At 72.9% G+C, this 22,867-nt stretch carries 16 protein-coding genes; 12 read left to right on the forward strand and 4 right to left on the reverse strand.

Annotated features, from left to right (window positions below; translation table 11 throughout):
* The first annotated feature begins 130 nt into the window (after positions 1–130).
* The 4 genes from AB0D66_RS24060 (at position 131) to AB0D66_RS24075 (ending at position 10,309) form a co-directional block, all read left to right on the forward strand.
* Positions 131–2,365, forward strand: coding sequence for an MMPL family transporter (locus AB0D66_RS24060; RefSeq protein ID WP_362307074.1), 2,235 nt, complete (start codon positions 131–133; stop codon positions 2,363–2,365).
* Between the two features lie 61 nt (positions 2,366–2,426).
* Complete coding sequence (locus AB0D66_RS24065; RefSeq protein ID WP_362307077.1) at positions 2,427–7,133, forward strand: aminotransferase class I/II-fold pyridoxal phosphate-dependent enzyme; 4,707 nt, start codon at positions 2,427–2,429, stop codon at positions 7,131–7,133.
* A gap of 10 nt (positions 7,134–7,143) precedes the next feature.
* Complete coding sequence (locus AB0D66_RS24070) at positions 7,144–7,809, forward strand: 4'-phosphopantetheinyl transferase superfamily protein (RefSeq protein WP_362307080.1); 666 nt, start codon at positions 7,144–7,146, stop codon at positions 7,807–7,809.
* Positions 7,810–7,912: 103 nt separating this feature from the next.
* Positions 7,913–10,309, forward strand: coding sequence for a SpoIIE family protein phosphatase (locus AB0D66_RS24075; protein WP_362307083.1), 2,397 nt, complete (start codon positions 7,913–7,915; stop codon positions 10,307–10,309).
* Here the strand turns inward: AB0D66_RS24075 and AB0D66_RS24080 are convergent.
* The 4 genes from AB0D66_RS24080 to AB0D66_RS24095 all read right to left on the reverse strand — a co-directional run bounded on the left by AB0D66_RS24080 (position 10,306) and on the right by AB0D66_RS24095 (position 13,248).
* Entirely contained in the window at positions 10,306–11,316 is a 1,011-nt protein-coding gene (locus AB0D66_RS24080; protein ID WP_362307086.1) for a serine/threonine-protein kinase, read from the reverse strand. The two genes, AB0D66_RS24075 and AB0D66_RS24080, sit on opposite strands and share 4 nt — an antisense overlap.
* A 131-nt stretch (positions 11,317–11,447) precedes the next feature.
* Positions 11,448–12,032 (reverse strand): hypothetical protein, encoded by a 585-nt coding sequence (locus AB0D66_RS24085; RefSeq protein WP_362307089.1) that lies wholly within the window; start codon positions 12,030–12,032, stop codon positions 11,448–11,450.
* A gap of 77 nt (positions 12,033–12,109) precedes the next feature.
* Positions 12,110–12,583 carry a hypothetical protein gene (locus AB0D66_RS24090; protein ID WP_362307091.1) on the reverse strand — a complete coding sequence of 158 codons (474 nt, stop codon included), beginning with the start codon at positions 12,581–12,583 and terminating at the stop codon, positions 12,110–12,112.
* 104 nt (positions 12,584–12,687) lie between these two features.
* A complete protein-coding gene (locus AB0D66_RS24095) occupies positions 12,688–13,248 on the reverse strand; it encodes a hypothetical protein (RefSeq protein WP_362307094.1) in 561 nt (186 codons plus the stop codon).
* 320 nt (positions 13,249–13,568) lie between these two features.
* Here AB0D66_RS24095 and AB0D66_RS24100 point away from each other — a divergent pair, with 320 nt between their 5' ends.
* The 8 genes from AB0D66_RS24100 (at position 13,569) to AB0D66_RS24135 (ending at position 22,833) form a co-directional block, all read left to right on the forward strand.
* Positions 13,569–14,636, forward strand: a complete 1,068-nt coding sequence (locus AB0D66_RS24100; RefSeq protein ID WP_362307096.1) for a hypothetical protein — start codon at positions 13,569–13,571, stop codon at positions 14,634–14,636.
* Between the two features lie 198 nt (positions 14,637–14,834).
* On the forward strand, positions 14,835–15,923 hold the full coding sequence (locus tag AB0D66_RS24105; RefSeq protein ID WP_362307098.1) for a hypothetical protein: 1,089 nt from the start codon (positions 14,835–14,837) through the stop codon (positions 15,921–15,923).
* A gap of 23 nt (positions 15,924–15,946) precedes the next feature.
* Complete coding sequence (locus AB0D66_RS24110; RefSeq protein WP_361763442.1) at positions 15,947–16,675, forward strand: hypothetical protein; 729 nt, start codon at positions 15,947–15,949, stop codon at positions 16,673–16,675.
* Positions 16,676–16,687: 12 nt separating this feature from the next.
* Complete coding sequence (locus AB0D66_RS24115; RefSeq protein ID WP_362307103.1) at positions 16,688–17,455, forward strand: hypothetical protein; 768 nt, start codon at positions 16,688–16,690, stop codon at positions 17,453–17,455.
* 62 nt (positions 17,456–17,517) lie between these two features.
* Positions 17,518–18,627, forward strand: a complete 1,110-nt coding sequence (locus AB0D66_RS24120; RefSeq protein WP_362307106.1) for a M14 family metallopeptidase — start codon at positions 17,518–17,520, stop codon at positions 18,625–18,627.
* Positions 18,628–18,705: 78 nt separating this feature from the next.
* The gene (locus AB0D66_RS24125) at positions 18,706–20,055 is read left to right on the forward strand and encodes an MFS transporter (RefSeq protein WP_362307109.1); all 1,350 of its coding nucleotides are present in this window, start codon (positions 18,706–18,708) and stop codon (positions 20,053–20,055) included.
* A 38-nt stretch (positions 20,056–20,093) separates the two neighbouring features.
* Positions 20,094–21,332 carry an ATP-grasp domain-containing protein gene (locus AB0D66_RS24130; protein ID WP_362307112.1) on the forward strand — a complete coding sequence of 413 codons (1,239 nt, stop codon included), beginning with the start codon at positions 20,094–20,096 and terminating at the stop codon, positions 21,330–21,332.
* 139 nt (positions 21,333–21,471) lie between these two features.
* Entirely contained in the window at positions 21,472–22,833 is a 1,362-nt protein-coding gene (locus tag AB0D66_RS24135; protein WP_362307115.1) for a hydroxyacid-oxoacid transhydrogenase, read from the forward strand.
* Positions 22,834–22,867 lie beyond the last annotated feature (34 nt).

The raw sequence follows: 22,867 nt of genomic DNA on the forward strand, positions 1-22,867 counted from the left end.
ACCTGTGGACAACCGGTTGTCAAGTGACGAACAGCCGGGGCTACGGCGCCGCCCCTGCGCCCGGCACGGTGGAAGTCGATCGTCCCGCAGCACGGCGGGAACGGCCCGCCACCCGGAACGGAGTCCCCCGATGGACCGTCGCGCAGGGGTCTTCGTGACCCGCCGCCCCCGGCTCGTCCTCCTGGCCGCGCTCGCGTTCCTGGTGCTGTCCGTCGTGTTCGGCGCGGAGGCGACCGGACGCCTGAAGAGCCAGGGGTACGACGATCCGCGATCCGAGTCCAGCCGCGCCGCCGGCGTGGCGGCCGAGCACCTGGGGGAGTCCCCCAACCTGGTCCTCGTCGCCCAGGCCCCCGGCGGCTCCGTCGACGACCCGGCGGCCCGCGCCGAGGGCGAGGCCCTGACCAGGCGCCTGGCCGCCCAGGCGGGTGTGGCCGACGTGAGCTCGTACTGGACCGGCGGCGCGGCGGAGCTGCGCAGCCGGGACGGCGGGGCGGCCATGCTGGTCGCGCACGTGGACGGCGAGGGCGAGCGGCTCGCGGAGCGGGTCAGGCAGCTGCGCGACGAGCTGGCCACCCCGGCCGCCGGCGCTTCGCGCACTCCCCTGACGGTGCGGGTCGGCGGGTCGGCGCTCGTCGACGCCGAACTCCAGGACATCGCGGAGTCGGACCTGAAGCGCGCCGAGGCCGTCGTCCTGCCGGGGACCCTGATCCTGCTGGTCCTGGTGTTCGGCAGTGTGGTGGCCGCCGCGCTGCCGCTGCTGATCGGGGTGCTGTCCATCGCCGGGACCCTGCTGGTCCTGAGCGTCCTCGGCGCCGTCACCGACGTGTCCGTGTTCGCCCTGAACCTCACCACCGCCCTCGGGCTGGGGCTGGGCATCGACTACGGGCTGCTGATCGTCTCGCGGTTCCGCGAGGAGCTCGCCGCCGGGTACCGGCCGCGCAACGCGGCCATCCGGACCGTGCGCACCGCGGGCCACACCATCGGCTTCAGTGCCGCGACGGTGTCCGCCGCGCTCGCCACGCTGCTGGTGTTCCCGCCGTACTTCCTGCGCTCCTTCGCCTACGCGGGCATCGCGGTGGTGGCCATCGCGGCGGTGAGCGCCGTGACCGTGCTGCCCGCCCTGCTCGCGCTGCTGGGCACCCGCGTGAACGCCTGGGCCGTGCCGTGGCGCCGCCGGGCCCAGGAGGGCTCGAAGTCCCGTTTCTGGGACGGGCTGGCGCGGATCGTCGTACGGCGCCCGCTGCTCGCGGCGCTGCCGGTGGTCGGCCTGCTGGTGGTGCTCGCCGGGCCGTTCGCGCACGCCGGTTTCGCCACCCCCGACGACCGGGCGCTGCCGGTCAGCGCCTCGAGCCGGCAGACCGGGGACCTGGTGCGCGGCGCCTTCGACATGAAGGGCTCCAGCGCGCTCACGGTGGTCATGACGGGTGCGGCGTCCCCGTCGGCGCGCGAGGAGTACGCCCGCCGGCTGTCCGCGCTCCCGAACGTCGCCCAGGTCTCGCCGGTCGCTGCGCCGGCCGGCGACGGCCCGGCCCGGATCTCCGTGGTGCCGCGGGTCGACCCCCGGTCGAGCGCCGCCCAGCGGCTCGTGCACGACATCCGCGAGGCTCCGGCTCCCGAGGGCACCGAGGTGCTGGTCGGCGGACCGAGCGCGGTGCTGGTCGACGCGAAGGCCACGGTCGCAGACCGGCTCCCGCTGGCCCTGTCCGTCATCACCGTCACCACGTTCCTGCTGCTGCTCGGCTTCACGCGCAGTCTGCTGCTGCCGCTCAAGGCCATCGCGCTGAACGCGCTGAGCCTGGCGGCCGTCCTCGGCGCCATGGTCTGGATCTTCCAGTCGGGCCATCTGAGCGGGCTGCTCGACTTCACGCCCGGACCGCTCAGCACGACCATGCCGGTGCTGCTGTTCTGCATCGTCTTCGGGCTGTCGGTGGACTACGAGGTGTTCGTCCTCGCGCGCATCAAGGAGGCGCACGACGCCGGGCAGGACAACACCTCCTCGATCGTCTCGGGCATCGCCCACACGGGCGGGATCGTCACGACCGCCGGCGCGCTGCTCGCCTTCACCCTGCTGAGCTTCGGCACCTCCCAGGTCTCCCTCCTGCAGTTCTTCGGCATCGGCGCGGGCCTCGGCGTGCTCCTCGACGCCACGCTCGTGCGGGGCGTCCTCGTACCGGCGCTCATGCGTCTGGCGGGCGACCTGAACTGGTGGGCCCCGCGGCTGCTGAGGCTCAGGGCCCCGGCTCCGGCGCCTCCCCCCGGTCTCTCGGGGAGGTGCCCCCCGGCGCGGGGCCGGACCCCGGTCCGCACCCCCCTGTGCGCCCACCCCCCGGCGCCCCGCTGCCCGCGCGCCCCGGCGCGCCGCTGACCCCCGGCACCCCGCCCCCCAACCACCCGCACCCCCACCCACCCGACAAGGAAGACCCGTCATGTCTGACATCGCCATCACCGGGCTCGGCTGCCGCTTCCCCGGCGCCCCGGACGTCCACGCCTACTGGGAGCTCCTGCTGCGCGGGGAGCGGCAGTTCTCCGCCGTACCGAAGGAGCGCTGGAACCACGGGACCTTCCACGAGCCCGGCAACCGGTCGGCGCCCAATGCCGCGTACACCGACCAGGTGGCCTTCCTGGAGGACGTGGACCGCTTCGACGCCCTGCACTACGGGGTGCCGCCGGCCCGCGCCCGGGCCATGGACCCGCAGCACCGGCTGATGCTCGACGTGACCCGTGAGGCCCTCGACGACGCCGGGATGGGCCGCGGGGACTTCGACCGGGAGAACACCGGGGTCTTCCTCGGACTGTCGGTGTCCGACTACAAGGACCTGATGGCGGCCCCGATCCGGGCCATCAGCCTGGCGGAGGAGGCCCTCGCCGAGGACGACCGCGCCGGCCTCGACTCGGTGCGGGAGCAGGCGGGCCGGCTGGGCGCCGTCCAGAGCTTCACGCTGCCGGGCAGCCTGCTCAACATGGCGTCCGGCACCATCAGCCGGCACTTCGACCTCGGCGGCCCGAGCTTCGCCGTCGACGCCGCCTGCTCCGGCTCGCTGGTCGCCCTGGACCAGGCCATGGCCCAGGTGCGCCAGGGCACCTGCCGGGTCGCGGTCGTCGGCGGCGTGTACCTCAACCTCACCCCGGACAGCCTGGTCGGCTTCTCCAGGCTCCGCGCCCTGTCCCCGACGGGGGTGTGCCGCCCGTTCGACGAGGGGGCCGACGGGTTCGTCCTCGGTGAGGGCGCCGGCGCCGTCGTCATCCGGCCGCTGGCCGACGCGCTCGCCGACGGCGACCGGGTCTACGCGGTGATCAAGGGCATCGGCTCGGCCAACGACGGCGCCTCCCCCGGGCCGCTGGTGCCCACCCCCGAGGGCCAGCTGCGCGCGATGCGCCGGGCCTATGACGACGCGGGGGTCGCCCCCTCCTCCGTGGGCTTCATCGAGGCCCACGGCACCGGCACCTCGGTCGGCGACCGCGCCGAGGCCGAGGCGCTGCGGCGGCTGCGCACCGAGTACCCCGACGACGACCCCTCCCTGTGCTACCTCGCCGCCGGCAAGGCCCTGATCGGGCACTCGCTGTCCGCGGCGGGCGTCGCGGGACTGATCAAGACGGCCCTGGTGGTGCACCACGGCACGATCGTCCCGCAGCCCCGGACGAGCCCCCACCCGGACCTGGGCATCTCCGCCGCGGGCCTGCGGATCGCCGACAGCGCGCGGCCCTGGCCCGACGCTGCCCTGCCGCGGCGCGCCGCCGTCAGCTCGTTCGGATTCGGCGGCACGAACGTGCACGTGGTGCTGGAGGAGCAGCCGGCCCCGGCCCGGCGCCGCCTCTCGGTGCGCACCGAGTCCGCCGCACCCCACCTCGTCCTGCTGTCGGCAGGCAGCCGCGAGCTGCTGGACCGGCACATCGGCGAGGTGCTCGACACCCTGGACCGCTCGCCCCGCGCTCCGCTCGCGGCGGTGGCCCACACCCTGGGCGGGCGCCGTCCGCTGACGGCCCGCCTCGCGATCGTGGCCGACGACACGGAGGGGTTCACCGAGCGGCTGCGGTACGCGCGCCGGCAGCTCGCCGACGGAGCCGGCGGCGGCCCGGGCGACGGCACCGGGGGCGACCTCGGCGAGGGCGCCTTCGCCGCCGACGCTCCGCTGCCTGCCGAGCAGCGCCGCATCGCCTTCCTCTTCCCCGGCCAGGGCAGTCAGCGGCCGGGCATGATGCGGGACCTGTACGAGCGCTTCACCGCCTTCCGGTCGGCCGTCGACTCGCTCGGCGCCGTGGCCCGGCGCGACAGCGGCTTCGACCTCGCCGATCTGCTGTTCGGCGGGGCGGCGGCCGGCGACCCCGAGGAGCTCGGGCGGCGGCTCGCCGCCACCGAGGTGTGCCAGCCGCTGCTCGGCACGGTCCAGATCGCGGCCACCCGCCTCCTCGCCGACTGCGGCGTCACTCCCGACCTCGTCCTCGGCCACAGCGTCGGCGAGTTCGCGGCGGCCGCGGCGGCCGGCGCGCTCTCCGACGAGGACACCGTCCGGCTCCTGGTCCACCGGGGGGCGGCACTGCGGGAGGCCGGGGCGGGCCTGGAGGGCGGAATGCTCGCCGTACAGAGCGACGAGGAGACCTGCCGTGGGCTCCTGGACGGCATCGACGAGGTGTGGCCCGCCTGCTTCAACCAGCAGCGGCAGGTCGTGGTCAGCGGTACGCCGCGCGGGCTCGCAGCCGTGCGGCAGGCCTGCGCGGACGCGGGGATCGTCACCGCGGCGCTCGACGTCTCCCACCCCTTCCACTCACCGCTGCTGGCCCACGCCGACGAGACGATGCGCGCGGACCTCGCCCGGCGGCGGATCAGCGGTCCCGTGCTGCCGTTCGTCTCGTCGGTGGACGCGGCGCTCTGCGCCGACCCCGGGCGGCTGCGCGAGCTGTGGGCCCGGCACGCGTCCGCGCCGGTCCGGTTCGGCGAGGCCGTCGCCGCCGCCCACGACCAGGGGGCCCGCGTCTTCGTCCAGGTGAGCGGCGGCAGCTCGCTCCTCACCTCGGTCCGCCGCGGCCTCGCGGGCCATGGGGACGTGCACGTCGTGCCCGCCGCGGGCACGGCCCCGGACAACGGGCGCGGCCTGGTACTGGCCCTCGCCCGGCTCGCGGTCCTGGGCGCCCCGGTCGACCCGCGCGCCCTGGTGGCCCGGGAGGACCGCCGTCAGCTGGACCTGCCGGCGGCCCGGCTCGACACCCAGTCCTACTGGGTGGCCGCCCGGGGCCCCGCGCGGCAGGACGCCCCCGCCGGCCCGGCTCCGCGCCGGTCCGCACCCGCACCCGCACCCGCACCCGCACAGGAGTCCCCGATGGCCCACCCCGCGAACCTTCCGGTGAGCGAACTGCTCGAGCTGGCCCGACAGCAGCTGACCCTGCTGACCCGCCTCACCGAGACACTCCCGGCGGCAGCCCCGGTCGCCCCGGCTCCGGCGGCTGCCGAGGCCCCCGCGGCCCCGGCTGCCCCCCTCGCCCCGCCCGCGCCGGCGGCCCCGGCCGTCCCCGGCGAGGGCTCGGCCCCGGAGGAGGCGTGCCCGGGCGGGGACATCGGCGAGGTCACCGCGGCGGTGCTCGCGCACGTGGCCCGGATCAGCGCGTTCCCGGTGGACCGGCTGCGCGGGGACCAGCTCCTGGTCGACGAGCTCGGATTCGACTCGCTGATGCTGACCGACCTGTTCACCTCCCTCAAACGGCAGTGGCCGTCGTGGACCTTCGACGACACGACCGCCGACCGGCCGACGGCCGGCCGGATCGCCGCGGCGATCGCGGGCCCCTCCCCGGACCGCGCACCGGCGGCCGTCCCCCCGCAGCGAGCCGTCCACACCGGCGGGGCCCCGCAGGAGGCGCAGGAGCCGGCCGACGCCCCGCGGGCGTGCGAGCCGGTCCCCGCCGCCGCCCCGCTGCCCGAGGAGCACACGCGGATCGAGAGCTTCCCGGAGGTGGCCGCCCACGGCGAACGGATCGCCTCGCTCCAGGGGATGGGGCTGCCGAACCCGTACTTCCTCGTCCACGAGGGCGGCATGACGGACACCACCGTCGTCGACGGCCGGGAGCTCCTCTCGTTCTCCAGCTACAACTACCTGGGCATGGCCACCCACCCCGCGGTGGGCGCGGCGGCCAAGGAGGCGATCGAGCGCTACGGCACATCGGTGTCCGCGAGCCGGCTGCTGTCCGGCAGCCGGCCCCTCCACCTGGAGCTCGACGCGGAACTCGCCGGCCTGCTCGGCTGCGAGGCCGCGATCACCCTGGCCAACGGGCACGCCACCAACGTGACGGTGATCGGGCACCTCGTCGGACCCGGGGACCTGGTCATCCACGACTCCCTGTCCCACGACAGCATCCTGCAGGGCTGCAAGCTCTCCGGCGCGACCCGCAGGCCGTTCCCCCACAACGACGCGGCGGCCCTGGACGCCGTCCTCACGCAGGTCCGCCACCAGTACCGGCGGGTGCTCGTCGTCATCGAGGGCGTGTACAGCATGGACGGCGACATCGCCGACCTGCCCGCCCTCGTCGAGGTCAAGGACCGGCACGGCGCGCTGCTGATGATCGACGAGGCGCACAGCATCGGGACGATCGGTGCGACGGGGCGCGGGGTCGGCGAGTACTTCGGCATCGACCGCTCGGCGGTGGAACTGTGGTCGGGCACGCTGTCCAAGGCGATGGCGAGCTGCGGGGGCTACGTGGCCGGCAGCCGCCCGGTCGTCGAGTACCTGCGCTACACCGTTCCCGGCTTCGTCTTCAGCGCCGGCATGACCCCGGCCGACACCGCCGCCTCCCTGACGGCCCTGCGCGTGCTGCGTGCCGAGCCGGAGCGCGTCACGCGTCTCGCGCGGAACGCCGCCCTGTTCGTCCGGCTCGCGCGCGACGCGGGGATCGACATCGGGGACAGCAGCGACACGGCGATCGTTCCGTGCATCGTCGGGGACTCGCTGAAGACCCTGCGGCTCGCCGAGGCCCTGTTCGCGCAGGGCATCAGTGTCAACCCGATCCTCTACCCGGCGGTGCCCGAGGAGATGGCGCGGCTGCGCTTCTTCGTCACCTGCGACCACACGCCCGACCAGATCCGGCAGACCGTGACCGCGCTGGAGCGCGAACTGCGGCGCCTGGACGCGATCCCCGCCGCCGCCTGAGCCCGCCGTCATGGACACCGTGCACCACGGCTTCCAGCCGATCGCGCCGGGACATCCGCACCGGTGGGGCGGAGCCCTCCTCACCGTGGCCCGGCGCCGCGACCTCCGCGGGGCGGTCAGGCTCTCGCCCGCCGAACGGCGCGTGGCCGCAGCGCTGCCGGCCCGGCGGCGGGCCGAGTGGGTGGCCGGCCGGCTGCTCGCCAAGCGCCTGGCCGGGGAGCTCCTCGCCGTGCCGGCGGACGACGTGGAGGTCCTCCCGCGCGGCGACGGCAGCCCGTACGTCCGCGTCGGCGGCCGCCCGGTGCCCGCCGCGCACGTCTCCCTCAGCCACACCGCCCATCACGTGGCCGCGGCCCTCGCGCCGGAGCCGGTCGGAGTGGACCTGTGCGAGACCGCCTCGGCCGAGGCGGTCCGCCGGGTCGCCGACCACGTGCTGTCTCCCCGGGAACTGTCGCTGACGGGTACGGACCGGCCCGAGGCCCTGGCCGGGGCCTGGGCGCTGAAGGAGGCCGCGGTCAAGGCCGACCGCAGCGGCATCTTCGGCGCCGCCCCGCGCGGCGTCCCGATCCTGGGCCTGTGGCCGCCCGTACTCGGCGGGCCGCGCCGCGCGATGGTGTGGCAGGCGGGGGACGCGGTCCTCGCGCTCGTTCTCGCGCACGGGGCCGCGCGGCCGTGACGCCACTGCGTTGGTGCTCCTTGCCAGGCCGGATCATGCTTGTCAGTGGAGCCCCTGGCCGTGCAGGTTGCCGTGGATCAGCGGCAGGAATAGCGAGGGTGAGATGACCGACGCCTCCCATGAGCCGGCATACACCGCCACGGCCACCCTCAGCGAGCAGGGCGTCGTGACCGAGTGGAGCGAGGAGGCCTCCCGGCTGCTCGGCTACCCGGCTTCCGAGGTGGTGGGGCTGCCCGCTGCCCGCCTGCTCGCCGACGGCACGGGTGACACGGGGTGGCGGATGCCGGCCGGGCAGGAGCGGTGGAGCGGCACGGTGGCGCTGCGGCACCGGGACGGCCGGCGGCTGGAGGTGGGGCTGCTCGCGCACCGCTGGACGTCGACCGGAGGGACGGCCAAGTGGTTCGTGGTGTCGGCGGTGCCGGGCGGCGATCCCGGCTCGGCCTGGGGCGGACGGCTCGAGGAGTCGGCGTTCACCCAGTCCCCCTGCTTCCTGGCGGTCTTCGACGCGGATCTGCGGCTGGTGCGGGCGAACGCGGGCATGGAGCGCACGCTGGCCCTCAGCGAGGCCGAGATGCGCGGGCTGCGCCTGCCGGACATCGCGCCGGATCCGGTGAGCGACGAGACCGAGCGCAGGATGCGCCTGGTGCTGGAGACGGGTGAGCCGCAGGACGTGCAGGCGTTCGTCCGTCCCACGGGGGCGAGCACCGAGCACGGCTGGGCGACCTCGCTGGCTCCGTTGCGGGACCGGGACGGCCGGGTGCACGGGGTGTTCCTGGCCGCGCACGACAGGACCGGCATCGAGGGCGACCAGCAGCTGATGCTGCTGCCGGACGACGGCGGCGCCCGCATCGGCACCACGATGGACAGCTCCCGCACCGCGCAGGAGCTGGCCGAGGCGGCCGTCCCCCGGTTCGCGGACTTCGCGGTCGTGGACCTGCTGGAGCCTTCCGGGCGGGGCGAGGAGCCCGCCACCGGACCGGTGGCGGGGCCGGTCACGGTGTCCCGGGCGGCCGCGCGGTCGGTCCTGGAGGGAAATCCGGAGTCGCCGGTCGCCGCGGGCGGGACGACCGTCTATCCGCCGCTGTCACCCCCGGTGGAGTGCCTGGCCGCGGGCCGCGGCGCCGTGTACGCGACGGCCGACGCGGCGGTCGCCCGGTGGACGGCCGAGGATCCCGGGGCCGCCTGGATCGGGGAGTGCGGGACCCACTCGATGATGGTGGTGCCGCTGCGGGCCGGCGGCGCCACGCTGGGCCTGGCCCTCTTCGGCCGGCACCAGCGCCAGGAGCCCTTCCAGCCGGAGGACCTGTGGTTGGCCCAGGAGCTCGCGGGCAGGGCCGCCGTCAGCATGCACAAGGCGCGCCGGTTCAACCGGGAGCACACCAGCACCATGACCCTGCAGCGCAGCCTGCTCCCGCAGACGCTGCCCGCGCACGCGGCCCTCGAGACCGCCTCCCGCTACCTGCCCGCCGGTACCGACGCGGGCGTGGGCGGCGACTGGTTCGACGTGATCCCGCTGTCCGGCGCCCGGGTGGCGCTGGTCGTGGGCGATGTCGTCGGCCACGGCATGCGGGCCGCGGCCACCATGGGCCGGCTGCGCACGGCGGTGCGCACGCTGGCCGACGTCGACCTGCCGCCCGACGAGCTGCTCACCCACCTGGACGACCTGATCATCCACCTGGCCGCCGACGAGGCCGACCGGGACGCGGCCGGGGAGGCCGCCGGGGGCATCGGCACCACCTGTCTGTACGTGGTGTACGACCCGGTCACCCGGCACTGCACCGTCGCCCGGGCCGGCCACCCGCCGCCCGTGGTGGTCTCCCCCGAGGGCTCCGTGTACCTCCTCGACGTCCCGGCCGGCCCGCCGCTGGGCCTGGGGGGGCTGCCGTTCGAGCCGGTCGACGTCGAGCTGCCCGAGGGCAGCGTCATCGCCCTGTACACCGACGGCCTGCTGCAGGCCCGGGACCACGACATCGACGAGGCCCTGGACGGGATGTTCGCGGCCCTCGCCCGGCCCGCGACCACCCTGGACACGGTCTGCGACCGGGTGCTGACGGCGATGCTGACCCACCCTCCCGAGGACGACGTCGCCCTGCTCGTGGCCCGCACCCGGGCCCTGCACGCCGACAAGGTGGTGGTGTGGGACCTGCCCTCCGACCCCTCCGTCGTCGCCGGCGCCCGCCGGTACACCACCGAGCAGCTGACGGCCTGGGGCCTGGACGAGGCCGCCTTCGTCGCCGAGCTCGTGGTCAGCGAACTGGTCACCAATGCCATCCGCTACGGCCAGCCGCCCATCCAGCTGCGGCTGATCCACGAGAACAACACCTTGATCTGCGAGGTGTCCGACTCCAGCAACACCGCCCCGCACCTGCGGCGCGCCCGGACCTTCGACGAGGGCGGGCGGGGCCTGCTGCTGGTCGCCCAGCTCGCCCACCGCTGGGGCACCCGGCACGCCCCGATCGGCAAGACCATCTGGGCCGAGCAGACCCTCGTGGGGTACTAGCCCGTCGTCTGCGGGCCGCGGAAGACCGGCCCGGCCCAGGCGGGGGGCTCCGGCGGGGGCCCGGCGTCCGAGGTCCCGGGGGACCGGGAATCCGGCGCGGGCGAAGGACCGCCGCGGTGGCCGCCCCCCTTCCCGGCGGCGGCCCGCAGGGCGGCCACGAACTCCAGGCAGGACCCGTAGCGGTCCTCGGGCACCTTCCCCAGCGCCTTCGCCATCACCTCGTCCACCGCGTGCTCGACGTCCGGCCTCCGCTCCGTCAGGAGAGGGGGCTGGTCGTACTGGTGTGCCCACAGCAGCGCCGCGGCGTCGTCGCGCTCGAAGGGCGGCCCGCCGGCGAGAGTTTCGTAGACGACGCAGGCCAGGCTGTAGAGGTCGCACCTGCCGTCCACCGGCCGGCCGGAGATCTGCTCCGGCGCCATGTAGTCGAGCGTGCCGACGAACTCTCCCGTGTGGGTGAACCCGGTGAGCGAGAGCGCCCTCTTCGTCAGTCCGAAATCCGTGAGGTAGATGTGCTCGGGGTGCTCGCTGTCGGTCCCCGCGGCGACCAGGATGTTGCCGGGCTTGACGTCCCGGTGCACCAGGTCGTGCTCGTGGGCCGCGTCGAGCGCGGAGGCCACCTGGGCGGCGATGCGCAGCGCGGTCGCGACGGGCAGCGGGCCCTCCCGGTCCAGCAGGGCGCGCAGGTCCAGGCCGGAGACGTAGCGCATGGCGATGTACAGCACGCCGTCGGTCTCGCCGGCTTCGAAGATGGGCACGATGTGCGGGTGGTCGATCGACGCGGCGACCCGTGACTCGTGGGTGAAGCGGCGGCGGAAGGTGTCGTCGCGCGCCCGCTCCGGGGCGATCAGCTTCAGGGCGACCGTACGGTCCAGGCGCAGGTCCTTGGCGCAGTAGACGACGGCCATGCCGCCGCGGCCGAGCATGCGCTCGACCCGGTAGCCCGCGATCTGCTTCCCGATCAGGGCGGAGGGCCGGCCCGTGTAGCTGCTCAGGTTCGGTGCCGTCATGCCGACCCCGTCCTCGATCGTCCGCGACCAGCCGTACCGAGAAGTCTATCGAGTGGTCCACAGCCGTGCCCGCCACCCGCCGGAGCGGGTGACGGGCACGGGTGGGGCGCGCTCCGCGCGTCACGGGGGGGTCAGCCGGCTCCGCCGTCGCCGCCGCGGCCGCCGAAGCCGCTGTTCTGGCAGCCGACGCCGATGCAGATTCCGCCGTCGCCGCCGAGGCCGCCCGCACCGCCGTCGCCGCCGGGTCGCGCGGCCCCGCCGTTGCCGCCGTTGCCTCCGTTGACGCTGCCGTTGCACACTCCGACGCAGACGCCGCCCCTGCCTCCGGTCTGGCCGGTGCCGCCCGTGGGGCCGGTGGCTCCGGTGCCGCCGTTGGCGCTGCCGTTGCAGATCCCGGCGCAGACGCCGCCGGCGGTGCCCTTGCCGTTGGTGCCGTTCACCGATCCGTCGCACTTGCCCGCACAGACCTTGTCACCGACGCGGACGCTGCCGTTGCCCACGTTGACGTTGCCGAAGGAGCCGGAGCGGCTGCCGCCGGGCCGGTCGTCGCCGCTGTACGCGGAGCCGTACTGCTGGGCGCCGAGGGCCGGGGCGGTCTGGGCGGACGGGGCCGGGGCCGGGGCCGCCATGGCAGCGGGCGTCATGGCGCCGGCGCCGAGCAGGGTGGTCGAGACGACGAGACCGAGGCGGAACTTCCAGGAACGACGGATGCGCATGTGATTCTCCCTTGGCTGGATATCGGTTTCGAGAGGCGGGCCGGCGGTCTGTCGGCCGGCCGGCCCGTCCCCCTGCCTCACGAGTCGGTGAGGCCGCTCCCCATCAGGGCGAACCAGTCGCCGTCGACGTACTGGCGCTTCCAGGTGTCGAGCTGCTCCTCCGAGATGTCGTACTTCTTGGCGATCTTCTCCTTCGTCTCGTCCGAGTCGTCGGCCAGCAGGGTCAACACGATGCGCACCTTGTCCACCACCGTCAGGTCCGACTTCTCCTTGTCGGGCAGTTCGTCGAATCCGAGGACGCAGCCCACCCCGCCGGGCTTGCCGGGCTCGCCCGGCTGGCCGGGCCGGCCGCCCTTGCCGCCCTCGCCGCCCTTGCCGCCTTCCCCGCCCTTGCCGCCCCCGATGCAGGTGGAGACGTCGGCCACGGCAGCCGCGGTGACGCCCGCCGGAGTGTGGTGCACCGACGCCTGCGCCGCGACGGCCGTACCGGTGACCAGAGCGATCGAGGTCGCGGCCAGGACGAGCGGACGCTGCCAGGAAATCGTGAACATGGGGTTCTCCGTAGGTGTGATCAAGAAGGGGTGGGGGTGGGGGTGGGGGTGGGGGGAGGCCGTGAGGCCTCCCCCGTGGGGCCGGGCGCTTCTCTTGGAACCTCTTAGAACAGGGCGCCGCCGCCGTTCCCGGCGTCGCCGCCGAGGCCACCGATCAGGCCGCCGAAGCCGCCGTCGCCGGCGTCCCCTCCCTTGCCGCCCTGGAAGATGCTGAAGCCGCCGTCACCGCCGTCGCCGCCGACGCCGCCGACCAGCCTGCCGTCGCCGCCACCGCCGCCACCGCCGCCTTCGCCACCCTCGAAGATGCCGAAGCCGCCTTCGCCGCCGTCGCCGCCGGCGCCACCGATGCGGCCCTCGCCGCCACCGCCGCCGCCACCGCCGCCACCGCCGACGAGGAGTCCGTCGCCACCGGCGCCACCGTCTCCGCCCGCGCCGCCGGTGCCGTTGACGCTGCCACCGCCGGCGCCGCCGGAACCACCGCCGCCGCCGACGAGGCCGCCGCCCCCGCCCTTGCCGCCCTTGCCTCCGGCCCCACCGTCCTCCACGAGGGAGACGACGTGCCCGGGCATCGGAGCCGCCATGGCCGTGGAGGCGGGGAGGGCGATCCCTCCGCCGATCACAGCAGCGGAAGCGATCAGCGTGGCGATACGAATCTTGCGGTTCATGATTTTCTCCCAAGCTATTCAAAGTGATGGATCGGAGTTCCCCGGGACTGGGGCGGTGCGGTTGTTTGTCGCCTCATTTCGTTTCCGGTGAGGCCCGCACCACAAGTAAGCCCCGGCTGGTACATCCGGGTCACGTTCCGGAAAGTCGGGACTTGACACGCCCCTAAACCTGGGATAAAACCCCGCCCGCACGGCTCCACAACGCCCTGAACAGGGGCGAAGCCCCTCCGGGACATTGGTCCTATAGCGAGCGGTGACCCCCGGCGGCCAAAGTAGTGACCACGGCGAGGGCGAGCGGCACAGGCCACGAGGGAGTGATCATGACTCGGATATCCATAGATCCCGGACGCTTCAGCCAGTTCGGCGAGGCCACCGGAAGCACTTTCTGCCTGGTCACGAACCCCGAATTGGTCGATCAGTTCGAGATCGTCGAATCCGCCGCGTACAAGAGCTATCTCACGATCCCGATGGGCACGGGCGACCGTTTCGAGGACATCCTCGAAAAGCGGATCCCGGAACCGGCCCACATCCTGGTCGTCTCACCCCACCGGTTCTTCGCGTCCCCGGATCCCGATCTGGTGGGGCAGCGGAAGATCATGGGCATGGCGTGCAACTCGACGCCGACCACCCTCGAGGAGATCCGGCACTTCCTCGGGGTCATGGAGCGGACCTCGTCGGCCGACCAGGCGGCGTTCTGCGACACCTTCTTCGAGCTCGCCGAAGAGGCCGAGCACCTGGTGTACGCCGACCCCGTGCACGGCACCCGGGCCGTACTGGACCACCTCCGCGACGGCCTGGTGTGGAACCAGCAGGCCGGACCGCTCGAGTGGGGCGACCAGCAGATCGTGCCGTCGGGCGAGATCAGCGTGCTGCCGGTGGAGATCAGGGAGTTCGACGAGGCCCTGAAGCTGCCGCTGGAGGGCGAGATCACGCTGCGCGGCTACCCGATCCTGCACAACGGCACCCCGTCCTTCTCCCGGACCGACCAGGCCCGCATCCACTCCCAGCTCTGGTCGATGCGCGACAACGCCATCAAGGCCAAGGTCGAGGACGGCAGGATCACGCGCCTGGAGGCGCTGGACCCGGGAGCCGCGCCGGCCGTGGCGATGCTGGAGCAGATGTTCGCGGTGGACTCCCGCTACCGGATCGTGTGGGAGATCGGCCACGCGCTGAACACCTCGCTCGACATCCTGCCCGGCAACCACGCCATGAACGAGGTGTACGGCGGCACGGAAGGCTGCCTGCACTACGGCCTCGGGCTCACTCCGTACACCCAATACCACCTGGACATCATTTCGCCCGACACGCGCGTCCTCACGAGCAATGGACTGGCGCTGATCGGCCACCCGGACCACCCCACGGTGGAGAGGGTCGTCTCCGCGGACTAGCGGATTTCGACCTTCGGACCGTTCGGGGTGAATGCAACAGAATCCGATTCAAACAGGAGGTGACTGTCATGAAGAAGATCAAGGTGCAGAAGAACCGCAACTACCTGGGCACGCTCCTGGGCTGAGTACCGACCCGTGGCGGGGCATGCGAATGCCCCGCCACGGGGTTCTCGTCTTCTCACCGTAGGGAGTTCGCCCGTGTCACCGCTGGATCTCACCACCCATGACTTCGGTCAGTTCGGCGAGCCGGCCGAGACTTTCTGTCTGATCACGAGTGAGGACGGCGGCAAGTCCCTCTCGTTGCTGCCCGGTGACGGGAATTCCCGCGTGGTCCACCTGACGCTGCCGCGCGGTACGCGCCTGGGCTCCCTCATCGAGCGGAGCGTTCCGCCGGACGCGCACGTGCTGGCCGTCTGTCCCGGCCGCTTCCTCGACTCGCCGACGCCGCAGGAGCTGGGCGCCCGCAAGCTGGCCGTGCTGCCCGCCGGCTCCACCCCGCTCACCGACGAGTACGTCCGCTACTTCCTGCGCAGCGCGGCGAAGACCGACATCGCCCAGCAGGCGGCCACCGCGGAGGAGTTCTTCGACCTCGTCGGGGACAGCGACCGGCTGACGATCGTGGACGACGCCTCCGGCACGGAGGCCGAGTTCGACCACACCGTGGGCGACTGCGTATGGAACCAGCAGGCGGGCGTCCTGGAGCCGGGCGACCAGCAGATCTTCCCCTCCGGCAAGCTGAGCGTCACCGCCGCGGAGATCACCACCTTCGAGCCGGAAGCCCGGCTGCTCGGTCTCCACGGGGACCTGACGCTGCGCGGGTGGCCGATCGTGCACCGGCACGCGGACCCCGCCGACGGCGCCGAGCAGCAGCGGCTGTTCGAGGCGCTCTCCCCCCTCGTCTCGCACGCCGTGACGCTCCACGTCACCGCCGGCAGCATCGAGGGGGTCACCCCGCAGACTTCGGGGGCCGCGCCGGCCGCCGCGGAGCTGGACAAGCTCCTCACCGACGATCCGCGTTACCGCGTCATCTGGGAACTCGGCTTCGGGATCAACACCACCACAGAGGTCATCCCGGCGAACTGCGGCCCCAACGAGGTGTACGGCGCCACCGGCGGCGTGGTCAACCTGGGCCTCGGCATCACCCCGGCCACGCGCTTCGCCCTGGCCTTCCTCTGCCCCCGCAGCTCGCTGCTGACTTCGGACGGAACCGCCGTCCTCGGCGCCCGCAAGGCGGTGCGCCGCGGCCGGATGCAGCGCGTGTCCAGCGCGAGCTGCGGCTGCCACTGACCCCACAGGAGGGAAGCAAGCCCATGACCATCAACCCGGAACTGCGCAAGCGGGTCGACGCGATCCTCGACACCTTCATCAAGGACTTCTACGAGACGGTCCCGTTCGCCCAGCACCAGAAGAGCGCGGCCGAACTCAACCTGGACTACTACAAGCGCCACAACATCGAGACCATCCTGCGGCTGCGCCGCAAGCGCACCATCGACGCGCTGGCCATCAAGTACTTCACCAAGGTCGACCCGGTGCAGGCCAAGGCCTGGGCGCACTACACCGACGACGAGATGCTGCACGACCGGCTGTTCGCGGCGGACCTCGCCAAGGTCGGCGTCACCAAGGACCAGATCTACTCCACCGAGCCGATGCTCTCCACGAAGCTGCTCACCGGCTACCTCCAGTACGGCATGGAGTTCGAGGACAGCCCGCTCGCGCTGATCACCAGCGTGTACTTCGTGGAGTACGTGACCACGCGCACCCAGCCCGAGTGGCTGGACAACCTGGAGAGCGTCCTCGGCCAGGAGAACGTGAAGGGCGCGCGCGCCCACGTCAACACCGACCTCGACGACGACCACGACGACTTCGTGTGGCGCGTGATGAGCACCCTGGTCACCTCGGACGCGGACGAGCAGAAGGTCGTCGAGCACCTCAACCACGTCTACTGGCTGTGGAAGCTCTACTTCGTCGAGCTGCACCAGCTCACCGTCCTCGGCCGCACCGGGGCCCAGATCCCGCTGCCCACCTCGGCCGACGTCTGAGCGGGGCCGTCCGTGCCGGACAACGACCGGGCCGCGGGGCCGAAGGGGCGGCAGGCCGTCGAGGTGATGGCCCTGCCGCCCGGCCGGGAGCTGCCCACCGAGACCGAGAAGTGGATCGTGGACGGCCTGGTGGAGACCATGCCCGGCCTGCAGGCCCGCCAGCTGTTCACGCTCCGCCGCGACATGCTGACCGAGGCCGACTACGTCGTCGTCGGGGTGGACCGGGAGCGCGACCGCGTGGTCTCGCTGCTCACGTCGCACTGGGCGCAGATCCCGTCGGGGCGCTCCTGCCTGCACGTGATGATCCAGTTCGTGGGCGACAAGTACCGCAACGGCCCGGTCTTCGGTGAGAGCTGGTCCGTCCATTTCGCCCGGCTGCTGGCCGACGGCCGCCCGTTCCCCGAGGTGATCGCGCTCAAGACGTACAACCCCGTGGTGCACTGTGCGATGTCGGCGTTCAGCGGGCATCCGGACATCGCCCTGTACCCGGATCTGGCGGGCAAGGACGACAGCCAGCAGGCGCTGGCCGCCGAGGTGGCCGGGGCGCTCGCGCCCGGCGCCGCCTTCGACGCGGCCCTCGGCGTCTTCCCGGGCATCGGACGTCCGCGCGACCTCTACCGGGAGCGGCCCACCAGCTACGTGCCGGAGGCGAACGCATACTTCGAACGGCACGCGGCGCCCGGCGACCGGGTGCTGTGCATGCTGCACGTCCCCACCCGGGACGGGGCTCACTCGATCCTCGCGGCCCTGGGTGTGCCGCTGCCCTCCGGGCGCGGCTGAGGCCCGTACCGGACCCGGAACACGGAATTCGGAATTCGGTCCTCAAGGAACGCGAGACAGCCATGGCAGACGTCCCCTTCCCCTCCGACTACGCGCAGGCCCGCGCGGACTTCCTGCGCGCCGCCGAAGCGGCGGGCGCCCGGCTGCGGTCGTTCGCCCTGCCGGGGCACCGGGGGCCGGACGGCGGTGAGCTCTGCGTCGACACCGCCTACGTGGGACCGTCCGGGCCGCGGAAGCTGCTGGTGACGGTCTCCGGAACGCACGGCATCGAGGGCTTCTGCGGTTCGGCGTGCCAGACCGGGATCCTGCTGCGGGAGGGGATGGCGGAGGAGGCCGGGCCGGGGACGGGCGTGCTGCTCGTGCACGCCCTCAACCCGTACGGCTTCGCGTACCTGCGGCGGGTCAACGAGGACAACGTCGACCTCAACCGGAACTTCGTCGACCACTCCACGCCGCCGCACAACGACGCGTACGACGCCGTCCACGCGGCGCTGGTGCCGCCGGACTCCCCCGCCTTCGCCCCGGCCGAGCTGGTGGCCGGCCTGAACGCGCTGCGCGACCGGCTCGGCCCGCAGACCCTGCAGGAGGCCGTCACCCGCGGCCAGTACCGGCACCCCGACGGCCTGTTCTACGGCGGGGTGCGGCCGGCGTGGTCCCAGCGGGTCTTCCGGACGGTGGTGGCCGAGCAGATCGCCGGCGCCGCGCACGTGGCCTACATCGACCTGCACACGGGGCTGGGCGAGCGCGGTGTCGGCGAACCCATCTTCCGCGGCGGCCGCGACGCCGAGGCCCACGAGCGCGCCCGGCGCTGGTACGGCGACGCGCTCACCGCCTCGGAGCTGGGCACCTCCTCGTCCACGCCCATCGTGGGCAACACCGCGACCGCGGTGGCCGACGGCCTGGGGCCCGCGGGCCTGCTCACGGCCATCACCCTGGAGTTCGGCACCCAGCCCGGCCCCGAGGTGCTGCTCGCGCTGTGCGCGGACGCCTGGCTGCACCGCCGGCACGGGCCGGCCGAGGCGGTGCGCTCCGAACTCAAGCAGCTGATCCGTGCGGCGTTCTGCCCGGCCGAGGACGCGGTGTGGCGCGAGAAGACCGCCCGGCGGGCGCGCGAGGTCTTCGGCCAGGCCCTCGCCGGGCTCGCGGACGCGAAGCCGGGGGACGCGCGATGACGGCGCGTGGCAGGAAATCGTGGACGGACGTCAGTCTGGCCACTGTCGCCCTGGCCTGCACCATCGCAGAGTAATCCCATGGCAAGCAGCGATTCCCCCTCCGCAGTGAACGAGACGGAGCCACAGCCCGCCCACGTCGGGGTCAAGACGGTCTGGCGTGAGTCGCCGACAGCGGTGAAGTCCCTGCTCGTCGGCACCGCGGTGAACAGACTCGGCGGTTTCATCCAGGTCTTCATGGTGCTGTACATGACGCAGCGCGGGTTCACCGACACCCAGGCCGGCATCGCACTCGGCGTCTACGGCGCGGGGACCGTGCTGGGGGTGCTCACCGGCGGCTGGATGTCCGACCGCGTCGGGCCGCGGCTGACCATCATGTCGACGCTGGTGAGCTCGGCGCTGCTGTTCCCCGCGGTCCTCTACCTGGACAGCTACGCGGCGATCCTGGTGGTCATCGGAGCCGGCGCGGCCCTGAGCCAGGCGTACCGTCCCGCCTCCACGAGCATGATCAGCCAGCTGATCCCCGCCGAGCGCCAGGTCATGATCTTCGCCATGGTCCGGCTGGCCATCAACCTCGGCACGACCGCGGCCCCGCTGCTGGGCGCGGCTCTGGTCCAGGTGTCGTGGGACTTCCTCTTCTGGGGCGAGGCCGTGGCGATCCTGGTCTTCGCGACCGTGGCCGGGGTGACCCTGCCCCGAGCGCCGGCCGGGTCCGGGGAGAAGGAGTCGGCGGGCGGCGCGGGGTCCGGGGCGGCCGCGGGCCGCAAGCCGAGCTATCTCGCGGTGCTGTCGGACGGCCGGTACGTGCTGTTCCTGCTGGCGATGTTCGCGAGCTCGGTCATCTACATCCAGTACGTCTCGACCCTTCCCCTGACGGTCAAGCACCAAGGCCTGGGCACCGGCGTGTACGCGGCGATGGTCGCGCTGAACGGCGCGCTGGTCATCACCTGCGAACTGCTGGTCGCCAAGGTGGTGCAGCGCTGGCCGGCCAGGATCGCGGTGATCGCCGGTGTGGCGCTGACCGGCATCGGGATGAGCCTGTACGCGCTGCCCTGGGGGATCGCCGCGCTGGTGATCGCGACCCTCGTCTGGTCGCTCGGCGAGATCATCGGCTATCCGACGCTCTTCTTCGCCTACCCGGCGCAGGCCGGACCGCCCGAGCTGCGCGGCCGCTACCTGGGCGCGTCGAACTCGCTGTACGGACTCGGCACCGCGGTGGGCCCGTTCCTCGGCGTCATGCTCTGGAACCGGTTCGGGGACGGCCTGTGGCTCGGCTGCGGGGCCGTCGGGCTGCTCGCGGTGGGGGCCGCCTGGCTGGGCGTGCGTCCCACCGGCGCCGCGGACCGCAAGCCGCCGCGTGCGGAGCCGGACGGCGGGGCGGGGTCCGGCGAGGGCCTCGGCACCGGCGCGGAGGCCACGGTCGGCAAGTGAGGCAGGCAGCGCCCGCGCACTACTCAGGAGGAAATGAAATGCCCCGCTACGCGATCCTCGTCGACCCCTACTCCGGCGCGGCCGAGTACGCGAACGCCTTCCGGGAGCGAGACATCGAACCGGTGGCCGTGCTCAGCACGCCCGGACCGCTGAACTCCTACCGGCGCACGTGGAATCCGGACGCCTTCTTCCGTACGCACCATCACGACGGCGACTTCGAGGAGCTCCTGCGGACGGTGAAGGGCTACGACCCGGTCGCCATCGTCCCGGGGAACGAGTCCGCGGTGATGCTGGTGGACGCCCTGGTCGAGCGGCTGATGCCGGGCACGGGCAACGTGTTCGAGCTGTCCGAAGCCCGCCGTGACAAATGGCCCATGGGCCAGGCGGTCGCGGCCGCCGGCATCCCGCATCTGCGCCAGATCGCCACCGACGACCCCGAAGAGGTCGCCGCGTGGATCCGCGACAACGGCCTCGAGGGCCGGCCGCTGGTGCTCAAGCCCCGCCGCAGCGGGGGCACGGACGACGTGCACAAGGTCGGCGCGCGGGAGGACTGGCGGCCGTACTTCGAGCGGCTCCTCGGCTCGGTCAACCGCTTCGACATCCGCAACGACACCGTCCTGGTGCAGGAGTTCGCCGAGGGGACGGAGTACATCGTCGACACGTACTCGGTCGACGGGAAGTTCGGCCTGGTCTCGGTCAGCCGCTACAGCAAGTCGGCGAAGAACGACCGGATCGGGATCTACGACGCGGTCGACTACCTGGCCCCGCAGGACCCGGTCGCGGTGCTGCTGGGCGAGTACACCCGGCAGGTCGCGCAGGCGGTCGGCATCCGTACCGGCTGCACGCACACGGAGGTCATGCTCACGGCCGACGGCCCGCGGCTCATCGAGACGGCCGCGCGGCTGGCCGGGAGTTGCCTGCAGTACTCGGCGCGCCTGGCCACCGGCGACTGCCAGATCGACCGCACGGTGCGCCACCACCTCGACGGGACGTTCACGCCCGGGTACGAGATCGTGCAGCCGGTGCGCGTGGTGTGGCTGTCCAGCCCGCGCGAGGGGATCCTGCGCAACGCCGAGGCCCTGGACGCGGTCCGGGCCCTGCCCACCTTCCAGCGGCTGGGCGTGCCGTACGCCAACGGCGAGCTGGTGCCGTGTACCGAGGACCTGTTCACCAGCCTGGGCTGGGTCATCCTCGCGGGCCCGAGTCAGGAATCCGTTGACGCGGACACGGTGCGTGTCAAGGAGATCGAGGCACAGCTGACGGTGGAACCCGCCTGACAGGGGGGCCCGAGGGGGGCGGGGCGGGAAGGGGCGGGGTGGGAATTCGGACACCCCGCCCCTTCCCGTATGGGACGAGAGTCCTATGGTGAGGGGGAATTGGCCGGACTAGTGTGGCCCTCACCTGATCAAATTCGGAATGAATATGCAACGTAATGTTGCCGATCGGTCAAGAGGGCGAGGGCAGACGGTGGAGCCGGTTGCGTGGGTCGGAGGAAGTTCTCCAGAGCACGAGAGGATCATCGGCTGGCAGGCCCCACCACTGAAATTCGGTGTCGGCGCCACGCGGGAAATCGGCTACGAACTGCGCAGGGCCGGGGTCCGGTCGGTCCTGCTGGTGACCGACCGGACCCTGGCCGGCCTCGGCCTGCCGGCCCGGGTCGCCAAACTCGTCGAGCAGGAGGGGATCGCGGTCACGGTCTTCGACCGCACCCAGGTGGAGCCCACCGACGAGAGCGTCACCCTTGCCGCCCGCGAACTGGCGTCCCTCCGGGTGGACGGCTTCATCGGCCTCGGCGGCGGCAGCGCGATCGACACGGCCAAGATGCTGAACCTGCTGCTCACTTACCCCGGCCGGCCGGTGCGCGACTACCTGAACGCGCCGATCGGCGTCGGGGCGCGGATCCCCGGGCCGCTGAAGCCGCTGGTGGCGGTTCCCACCACGGCCGGCAGCGGGAGCGAGTGCACCGCCATGGTCGCCCTCGGCGTCAGCGGCCTGAACGTGAAGACGGGGATCAGCGACCTGCGGCTGCTGCCGTCGCTGGCCCTGATCGATCCGGCCAACACCCTGACCCTGCCGCCGGAGGTCACCGCGTCCTCGGGGTACGACGTGCTGACGCACGCCTGCGAGTCGTATACCGCCCGCCCCTACGACCGGCGCCCGCCCTACCCCGCGCCCGGCGACCGGCCGCTGTACGTGGGCGCCAATCCGATCAGCGACGTGTGGGTGGAGCAGGCGCTGCGGCTGGTCGGCCGCTACCTGCGGCGGGCCGTGCTCAATCCCGACGATCTGGAAGCCCGGATCGGGATGAGCCAGGCGGCGAGCTATGCCGGAATGGGATTCGGCAATGCCGGAACCCATATTCCACACGCCTGCGCCTATCCGATAGCCGGACTCGTGCGGGACTACCGGCCGGAGGGATACGCGGTCGATCACGCAATGGTGCCGCACGGCGCCGCGGTCGTCTCGACGGCTCCGGCCGCATTCGAATTCACCTATCCGACATCTCCCGAACGGCACCTGCGCGCGGCCGAGTTGCTCGGCGCCGATCTTCGCGGAGTGTCGACGGCCCACGGTGCGGATGTACTTCCGGCCACATTGCAGCAGTTGGTTGCGGACACCGGCGGTCCGGGCGGCCTTGCGTCCTTCGGCTATTCGGGCAAGGATCTCCCTGCACTTGTCGATGGTGCGCTCAAACAGCAGCGCCTTCTGGTGTGCTGCCCGCGCGATGTCGCCGCTCGTGATCTGAAGAGAATTCTCGGCGGTTCGATGACCGGCTGACGACGAGTGTTGCGGTCCCCCACGCAAGGAGCTT

It is taken from the genome of Streptomyces sp. NPDC048270 (genome assembly GCF_040652335.1).
GTDB lineage: Bacteria > Actinomycetota > Actinomycetes > Streptomycetales > Streptomycetaceae > Streptomyces.